An 8,048-nucleotide genomic window follows, 5' to 3' on the forward strand; every position below is an offset into this window, starting at 1 on the left:
GGACGACGTCCCTCAGTTGAGCAGGCCCAGCCGTTCCCCTCGGCTCTCCGCGATCCGGAGGACCTGCTGAAGTGACTCGGCCAACCGCACGGCGAGATACCGCAGCTCCCCGTCGGGGGCACTGGGCAGCATCCCGCGCGCATGCACGAGCAGCCGCTCCCCCATCTCCAGCTGCACGGACTCGGTGACGTCCGCGAGCCGGGAGACGGTCCCGCCGTGCCGGTCGGTGATGAGGTAGACGGGCTTGGCGCCTTCGGCGGCGAAGCAGGGCAGTAGGCGGATATGGTCGGTCATTGTCATCGGCCCTCTCAGTTGTTACGGGTGTGGGCTGCTGGCCACACCCCCGGACGGCTCCACCCGTCGCGGGGGCTTCACGTTGTCCCACCGTAACCGATGCGTACTAGGCATGCTAGGTATACCGTGAATCGCACGGATGTCCAGGGGTACGCATGATGGCTGGCATGATGGAGTTCGCCCCTGACATTCCGCGCTGGCGCCAGGTCGCGGACATCATCCGCGGCCGGATCGCGGACGGCACCTACGCCCCACGCACGCGAGTGCCCTCGGTCGTGCAACTGACGGCGGAGTTCGGCATCGCCAACGCGACGGCCCACAAGGTACTGCGCGCACTGCGTGAGGAAGGGCTGACCTACACCGAGCCCGGCCTCGGCTCCTTCGTCGCCCGACGCACAGCCCCTTAAGGGGATATGACTCGTCCCCGTAAGGGATGTCACAGCTCGGCCGCAAAGGGCCCTCCCCGGGCCCGGGTCCGGCACGTCACTCACCGGGACCAGGTACGTTCGGATGCGTGGCTGGATTCAGGATCGGACGCGGCCGGGACAACGGCGCTCCTCAGACGCGACCGCAACACCCCCCGCACGGGCAGCAGACGCCGCCGGGACAGCCGTACGGCTATCCCCCGGCGCCGCAGCCGTACGCCCCGCAGCCGCCGTACACCGGCGGCGGCCAGTGGCCGCAGGCGAACGGCGGCGGCTACGGCGGCCAGGCCGGCGGACACGGCGAGCCGGAGTACTTCGGTGACGGCGGCTACCCGCAGGGCGGCCCGCCCGGCGCCGCCCCGCACGACCCGTACGCCGCCAACAACCCCGGCCACACCCAGGCCTTCTCGATCGGCGAGGACCCCTACACCCAGGGCGACACCTACCGCGCCGGTACGGCGTCCACGCCGCCCGCCGGCCCGGTCGGCCCCCGCCTGCACTGGAAGGACCTGCTGAAGGGCATCGTCACCAGCCCCAACCAGACCTTCCTCCAGATGCGGGACTACACGATGTGGATCCCCGCCCTCATCGTGACCTTCGTCTACGGCCTGATCGCGGTGTTCGGCTTCGACGGCGCCCGCGAGGACGCGATCAACGCGACGCTCTCGAACGCCATCCCGATCGTCCTGGTGACGGCCGTCGCCATGGTCCTCTCCGCCTTCGTCCTGGGCGTCGTCACCCACACCCTCGCCCGCCAGCTCGGCGGCGACGGGGCGTGGCAGCCCACGGTCGGCCTCTCCATGCTGATCATGTCGCTGACGGACGCGCCGCGCCTGATCGTCGCCATGTTCGCCGGCGGCGACGCGCCCTTCGTCCAGATCCTGGGCTGGATCACCTGGGTCGCGGCCGGCGCCCTGCTCACCCTGATGGTCAGCCGCTCCCACGACCTGCCCTGGCCGAAGGCGCTGGGCGCCTCCGCGATCCAGCTGGTCGCCCTGCTGTCGATCGTGAAGCTGGGCACGTTCTGAGACACACGGACACACGCGAAGGGGCTCCCTCATCCCGAGGGAGCCCCTTCGCACATGCCGTGCCGTGCCGGCCAACCCGGCTCAGGCGTCGAGCACCTGCCCGCTCCGCCGCACCACGGGCTGCTGGACGGACCACGGGAAGTTGATCCAGTCGTCGGTCCGCTTCCACACGTACTCGCACTTCACCAGCGAGTGGGACTTCTCGTAGATCACCGCGCTGCGCACCTCGGCGACGGTCTCGAGGCAGAAGTCACGCACCAGCTTCAGCGTCTTGCCGGTGTCGGCGACGTCGTCGGCGATGAGGACCTTCTTGTCGGAGAAGTCGATGGCGTTCGGGACGGGCGCCAGCATGACCGGCATCTCCAGCGTCGTCCCCACCCCCGTGTAGAACTCCACGTTCACCAGATGGATGTTCTTGCAGTCGAGCGCGTACGCGAGCCCACCGGCCACGAACACCCCACCGCGCGCGATGGACAGCACGACGTCCGGCTCGAACCCGTCGTCCGCCACGGCCTGCGCCAGCTCCCGGACGGCGACGCCGAACTGCTCGTAACTGAGATTCTCCCGAACGTCACTCACACCTATGTCCGCTTTCACACCTGGGTCCGATGAAAATTGAGGAAGGACCGGGAGGCGGTCGGCCCTCGCTGCCCTTGATAACGCGACCCGTACCGCTCACTCCCGTACGGGTGCTCGGCCGGCGAACTGAGCCGGAACATGCACAGCTGCCCGATCTTCATGCCCGGCCAGAGCTTGATGGGCAGCGTGGCCAGATTGCTCAGCTCCAGCGTCACGTGCCCGGAGAACCCGGGGTCGATGAACCCGGCGGTGGAGTGCGTGACGAGCCCGAGCCGCCCGAGCGACGACTTCCCCTCCAGCCGCGAGGCCAGATCATCGGGCAGCGTGATCACTTCGTACGTACTGGCCAGCACGAACTCACCGGGATGCAGGATGAACGGCTCGTCCCCCTCGGGCTCGACCAGCCGCGTCAGATCCGCCTGCTCGACCGAGGGGTCGATGTGCGGATAGCGGTGATTCTCGAACACCCGGAAGAACCGGTCGAGACGCACATCAACACTGGACGGCTGCACCATCGAATCGTCGTAGGGATCGATCCGTACCCGCCCGGCGTCGATCTCGGCCCGGATGTCCTTGTCTGAGAGAAGCACGCCCCGAGGATACGCAAGGCGCGCAGAGCGACCACAATCGGCCACTCCGCGCGCCGGAGCCTTCCTGCTGCTACCGCTTCTCGTAACTCACCGGCACGACGCTGCGTAGCCGCGCACACCTCGGACACCGGACGAGCCGCCCGGGACCGAGCCGCTCGGCCTGCTGCATCGGGAACGAAGAGGTGCTGAACACGTGCCCATCGGCACAGCGGACGACGGTGCGCTCCATCAAGTCCTTCAAGTCCCTTCCCCAAGAGCCGCGTCTGACCAGGTTCACCTGGCGACAAAAGCCACAGTACGGGATGAAAGGAACGGCCCTCCAGGCGGCACTCCGCCCCACCCGACCCTCTCCGGCGGCCCCCACCGTACGCCCCAACTCCGGCCCCCCGCAGCCCCGTCCTCCCACCCACAGAACGCCGACAGGCCCCACGGCACGAACACCGGGAGCCTGTCATGAGGTAGAGTGAGCGAGCACCGGGACACCGGCTCGACCGGCGGTCCGTTGCTTACGCGGGTGTAGTTTAATGGTAGAACATCAGCTTCCCAAGCTGAGAGCGCGAGTTCGATTCTCGTCACCCGCTCTAGAGAGAAAACCCCAGGTCAGTGGCCTGGGGTTTATTTGTTGTCTAGTCCAATTCGAGCGTTGCGTGCCCTCCGCGTGCCCTAAGTCCAGGTAAACCGCCCCTTCAGGCGCACCCAGGCGCAGATTTGGATCACCAGAGCACCCGAGCATCTCAGATAATGAGACACATTTTCAGTGATCTGGGTCACAGCGTAGGCAAATGACGGGCAAGTCGCCTACGCAAACCCGCAGTTCGCAGCAGGTGGGCACACCGACGCGTGCACCTGCCGGGTCCAGCGAGGAGATGGCCGCTCCTCGCCGCCTGCCTCAGTCCCGTCGGCTCTTCGCGGCCGCGTTGTCAGTGGTGCTCTTTAGGCTTTTTGTTGTCACCGACGACAGGAGGCCGCGCATGGCCGGGTTCAAGATCAACAAGCGGGCCATCGAAAAAATGCAGCGAGACATCGCGAAGGAATTCGAGCGTGCGGCCCGTAAGCATCCCATCCGTGTTCCGGTACAGGTGGACGCTCCAGAGATCCCGTCCGCATCACCGGCGAATGCAGGTATCGAGAAGGACCCGCATCTCTCACGCCTGCTCGTGTGGCTTGACGATCTGGCTGCCCTCCAACCCGGAGCGGCCGCTGAAGTCTCGTCGTACGTCGACTCGGAAGGGCTTCCCGCAGCCGAGGCCAAGACCATGGCGCTACAACTGGAGCAGCAGGGGCTAGTCCAGATCTCCCGGGACTTGTCGGGCCGTGACTCCCAGGTTTTCCTCACCGACGAGGGGACACTGGCGGCTCGACAGTTGAGGGCACTGCAAGCTGACTCGGTCGCACGATTCGTCCACGCGTGCGACGCCCTGCTGTACTGGCTGTTCCAGACTGGTCGCGGCCGGGAAGTCGTGGAGGTCATGGCCTTCGTGGAGGCGCCGGGCTCGTACTTCGCGGGCGACTCTCTGTCCGTGGACGAGATCCTCGGCGCCCTGGAGCACCTCGCTCAGCGGGGGCTTGTCCGTCGCGCGCCCGAGGACCCAAGCGCCACGAGTTCGATCAAAGCCGAAGTCACTGAATCAGGCACCGACTGCGTGCTGTCCGGAGGAACAGTGAGCGACTACCTGAGCCGCCAGCAGCGCGCCGGCGACACGTACAACTTCAACAACTCCTCCGGCATCGTCGCCGGGTCCCAAGAGAGCGTGGTGCAGAACAACAACTTCGGCCTCGACACCTCCGCGCTCACCGAATTCGCGGCCCTAGTTCGTCAGTTCGCTCCGACGCTCGGAGCCTCACCGGAACAGCAGGAAGCACTGATCCAGGACGCCGAAGTGCTGGAGGAGGCAACCTCCGCCGAGCAGCCAGAGCCCGGGCGGATCAGGGCCGCATACCTGCGTGTGCAGGAGGCTCTGGGCGCGATCACAACGACGACAGCCGGTCTCACGATGTTGGCGCAGCAGGGGCAGGAGGCATACCAAGCAGTGTTCGGCGGGTGACTGGTGGCTGAAGGACTCCGACGACCGAGCAGCCGCAGCACTGGCTTGCTACGCGTGCACCACGTCTGGCAGGACTCGCCGTAGCGCACTTCCCACGGCAGGGCCGGCCTCCGACACCTGACGCAGGTCATCACTCTTCAGGTAGCGGTAGCTCTGCGGAGGGTGGAAGGTTCCCGCTGCACGCAGCGCAGTGAGCGTCACCGGCTCGTCGAAGGACACGGGGTCCTCCAGGGTGAGACCGCTCGCTTGAGTGGCACCGCTCATATAGGCGTCGTACTCGCGTCGAGTGATCCCTGTCTGGGCACGGTGCGCCGACCACACCTCCTTGGGGGAGGCCAGGCGCAGGTCGAGCGCGACAGGGTGGCGGCGCAGGCCCGGCACGAGGGTCCTCATCCGCGCTGCAACGCCGTGCTGCCCGCCGCGCGAGGTGCACTCGTTCAGCCCGGTCCGGATCGCCCGCAGCTCACGCACCGTATCCGCGACCCCGGGAAGGGCGTCGGCGTCGATCGCGTCGAGCTGGTCAAGTAGATACCCGAGGGCGTCAGTCTCCGTGCTCGGCGCGTGCAGGCTCGTGATCAGCACGCACCGCTGGATCAGCTCCACCAGCAGCCGGCGCACCTTCTCGGGCCCGGCCTCGGGGAACTCCGCCCGGAGCTTGTCCGCGAGCGCTCCGACTCGTATCGGCGCCCGCGTCGCGGCGAGAATCGCGCGCACGGGCTCGGTCAAGGCCAGGGACACCTCAACCGCACGAGTCCGATTGTCTTGGGCGTCGGATTGAAACGGCACGATGAGCCGGTCGCCGCGGCTCGTGACGGTGTTGTTGACGACCACGGGCAACCGCTCGAAGAGATCAGGGCAGGACTCCAGCCGCTCCACGACGGCGGCCAGCCACTCTGCGCCCGCATGCCCGACGACCACGTGTTCCCCACCCCAGTGGACGTGCGCCTCCGGACCGAACTCCGCAGTGGTCACACCGGCGAAGAGACCGAACGGCGTCGCCCGGTGCTGGGAGCGCAGCAGGTAGCGGGCCACGGACAGCGCCGTACGCCGCACGTCACGCGTGGACGGCTCTTTGGCCGTGCATACGGTCCGTACTTGAGCGGCCAGGACTGGGCTCGCGTGCTCCAGGGATTCGGCGAAGTTGCCGTTCGCCCATACCCCGCGCAGCCACGCGATAGTGGCCGCCAACCCGTTGGGAGAGCGATCGGCAAAGTCAGGGAGCGGAGAACCAGGCAGTGTCGGCCGGGCAACGGCTCGTACGAGAGCGGCCGTGCCGGTTCGGAACGCTGGGAACGGAGAAGCCACCACTACCTCCGTGGGTGAGGGACGGGCGGCTGGTGCCGCCACGCCGCGAGGCGCGACGACACCAGCCCGTAGAGACCTGGAACCCCAGGTCAGGCGACGTTGGTGGTGCAGGCGCCGCAAGTGGTTCCGCAGTTGTCGTCGGTCAGGTTGACCAGGCACGCCGGGTCGGCGACCTCGACGAGGGAGACATCCAGGTCGAAGCCGTCCGACGCCCCCGGGGTCCGCTGGTTCACGTGGGTGCTGCTCGGTACGACGGTGCTGCGTGTCATGCCAACTCATCTGAGTGGAAGGGATGTTGTGCGGTGGTGCCCGCCTCCTGCCGTACGGCACAGTCCGCACGGCAGGAGGCGGGAGTCTGGTCAGACGGCAGCCGGCCGCCGCTGCAGGAAGTAGGCGAGCGCCTGGGCCTTGAGCCGGTCGAGGCACCGCTTGCAGGCGTGGACCGGGGCGTGCTGCCCGTCCCACTGCAGAGGGCCCAGCCAGATCACGGGCACTGCGGTGCGCTCGCACCCGAGCCAGCAGTCACCGGTGACCCAGTGCTCCTGCACGGCGGTCATGTCTCGGTTCCCGTCCTCAGCCCAGGTGTGGGCGACCGGCAGGTGGGCCCGCAGACCCAGAGCCGGAAAAGCAGGCCCCGATGCCGCACATCGCCCAATATCTCGCCGCTCGCGCCCAGGTACCGGGCGCAGCGTGCGCACTCCATGGCCATCTGCTGGCGGGGACGGAGGTGGGCGACGTCCGGTAGGGGCGAGGTCGCCACGGCCGGGTTCACTCGTCACCCTTCATGAAGAGTTCGGCCCAGACCTCTTTGCCCCATGGGCGCCCGCCCGGGCCGCGCAGGTCATAGCCCCAGCGGCCGGCAGTGCAGTCAATCAGGAGCAGACCACGGCCTGACTCGTCGTTCTCACCAATCTTCCCGAGCACCGGCAGGCGCAAGGGCGCCCGGTCCACCACCGCAACACGCACCCGCGTCGCGCTCGGCCGCTCAACGATCAGTCGGAGCGTGTGGCACGAGGTGTGCCTGACGGCGTTTGCAATCAGCTCCGAGATGATCAGCGTGGCGACGTCGGCCAGGTGGTCGAGGCGCCATAGAGCGAGGACGTCACGGACGAGCTTGCGGCCGAGCTCGGCCGTGGCCGGCTTGCACGGGAAGGTCTGGCTGTAGGCGGGTTGGTCGGTGAGGGCTGCCTGAACTGCCTTGATGAGACTCGTCATTGAGGTTGAGCCTTCGCGTCGTCTCGGCGCCCGACCCACCCCCGCGGGGGAACGTCGGGGGCGGGTCGGGCCGTCAACAGCCGCCCGTACGGTGGGGCGTAGCGGGCGACCGACAACAACCCAACTCGCTTTCTGCGCAGGGTGATTAGGGCGATCAGCCATCCGTCCGCTGGAAGGAACTAGGGTGATTTGGCTTCCCCTTTACCTGGTGAGAGAGGGGAAGTGAGGGCTACCGTGCGGACATGGACACCACGCGCAACACCGTTCTTGAGGCGTGGACGGCCGAACACGGCTACAGCTCCAACAGCCTCGCTGACGCTGTGAACAGGGCCTTAGAGCAGCTGACCGGGAGACACGGCGGCCTCGACGGCTCATCGGTCCGGGACTGGAAAGCAGGCCGAGTCACCTGGCCCAAATCGGCTACCCGCAGAGCACTTGAGGACGTCAGCGGCCTATCCGCCATCGCCCTAGCTGTATTGATCACGAGCGTTGTTAACGCCGACGGGGCTTGATCATGGCGAAGACCTCCGGTGTGGTGGAGCTGTCTAGGACTGCACCGCACGGAGG

The 8,048-nt window shown here is 67.4% G+C and carries 10 protein-coding genes, 1 tRNA gene and 1 pseudogene; 5 read left to right on the forward strand and 7 right to left on the reverse strand.

All coding sequences use genetic code 11. The annotated features are described in order from the left end of the window. Positions 1-12: 12 nt before the first annotated feature. A complete protein-coding gene (locus tag ACIQR3_RS23515; RefSeq protein WP_403541981.1) occupies positions 13-294 on the reverse strand; it encodes a hypothetical protein in 282 nt (93 codons plus the stop codon). Positions 295-461: 167 nt separating this feature from the next. Between ACIQR3_RS23515 and ACIQR3_RS23520 the strand changes: the two genes are divergently transcribed. Continuing rightward, positions 462-701 carry a GntR family transcriptional regulator gene (locus ACIQR3_RS23520; RefSeq protein WP_403541984.1) on the forward strand — a complete coding sequence of 80 codons (240 nt, stop codon included), beginning with the start codon at positions 462-464 and terminating at the stop codon, positions 699-701. 26 nt (positions 702-727) lie between these two features. Next, complete coding sequence (locus ACIQR3_RS23525) at positions 728-1,747, forward strand: Yip1 family protein (protein WP_403541986.1); 1,020 nt, start codon at positions 728-730, stop codon at positions 1,745-1,747. Positions 1,748-1,828: 81 nt separating this feature from the next. On the opposite strand, the gene ACIQR3_RS23530 is transcribed toward ACIQR3_RS23525, so the two are convergent. Both ACIQR3_RS23530 and dcd read right to left on the reverse strand, forming a co-directional pair. Further along, positions 1,829-2,326: a phosphoribosyltransferase gene (locus tag ACIQR3_RS23530; protein ID WP_215168022.1), complete on the reverse strand. Its 498-nt coding sequence runs from the start codon at positions 2,324-2,326 to the stop codon at positions 1,829-1,831. Positions 2,327-2,340: 14 nt separating this feature from the next. Beyond that, positions 2,341-2,916 (reverse strand): dCTP deaminase, encoded by a 576-nt coding sequence (gene dcd, locus ACIQR3_RS23535; RefSeq protein WP_215168023.1) that lies wholly within the window; start codon positions 2,914-2,916, stop codon positions 2,341-2,343. A gap of 510 nt (positions 2,917-3,426) precedes the next feature. Between dcd and ACIQR3_RS23540 the strand changes: the two genes are divergently transcribed. Both ACIQR3_RS23540 and ACIQR3_RS23545 read left to right on the forward strand, forming a co-directional pair. Then, a tRNA-Gly gene (locus ACIQR3_RS23540) sits at positions 3,427-3,497 on the forward strand. Positions 3,498-3,887: 390 nt separating this feature from the next. Beyond that, positions 3,888-4,961, forward strand: coding sequence for a hypothetical protein (locus ACIQR3_RS23545; protein WP_403541989.1), 1,074 nt, complete (start codon positions 3,888-3,890; stop codon positions 4,959-4,961). A gap of 336 nt (positions 4,962-5,297) precedes the next feature. On the opposite strand, the pseudogene ACIQR3_RS23550 reads toward ACIQR3_RS23545, so the two are convergent. The 4 genes and pseudogenes from ACIQR3_RS23550 to ACIQR3_RS23565 form a co-directional block, all read right to left on the reverse strand. Then, a pseudogene (locus ACIQR3_RS23550) lies at positions 5,298-6,137 on the reverse strand (lantibiotic dehydratase); the annotation flags it as partial. A 218-nt stretch (positions 6,138-6,355) separates the two neighbouring features. Then, complete coding sequence (locus ACIQR3_RS23555) at positions 6,356-6,535, reverse strand: FxLD family lanthipeptide (protein ID WP_403541992.1); 180 nt, start codon at positions 6,533-6,535, stop codon at positions 6,356-6,358. A 90-nt stretch (positions 6,536-6,625) separates the two neighbouring features. Further along, the gene (locus tag ACIQR3_RS23560) at positions 6,626-6,823 is read right to left on the reverse strand and encodes a hypothetical protein (protein ID WP_403541993.1); all 198 of its coding nucleotides are present in this window, start codon (positions 6,821-6,823) and stop codon (positions 6,626-6,628) included. A gap of 211 nt (positions 6,824-7,034) precedes the next feature. Then, positions 7,035-7,481 (reverse strand): ATP-binding protein, encoded by a 447-nt coding sequence (locus tag ACIQR3_RS23565; protein ID WP_403541995.1) that lies wholly within the window; start codon positions 7,479-7,481, stop codon positions 7,035-7,037. 242 nt (positions 7,482-7,723) lie between these two features. On the opposite strand from ACIQR3_RS23565, the gene ACIQR3_RS23570 reads away from it, so the two are divergent. Next, positions 7,724-7,993 (forward strand): hypothetical protein, encoded by a 270-nt coding sequence (locus tag ACIQR3_RS23570; RefSeq protein WP_403541998.1) that lies wholly within the window; start codon positions 7,724-7,726, stop codon positions 7,991-7,993. The last annotated feature ends 55 nt before the right edge of the window (positions 7,994-8,048 follow it).

It is taken from the genome of Streptomyces sp. NPDC090994, assembly GCF_044768905.1.
Lineage (GTDB): Bacteria > Actinomycetota > Actinomycetes > Streptomycetales > Streptomycetaceae > Streptomyces.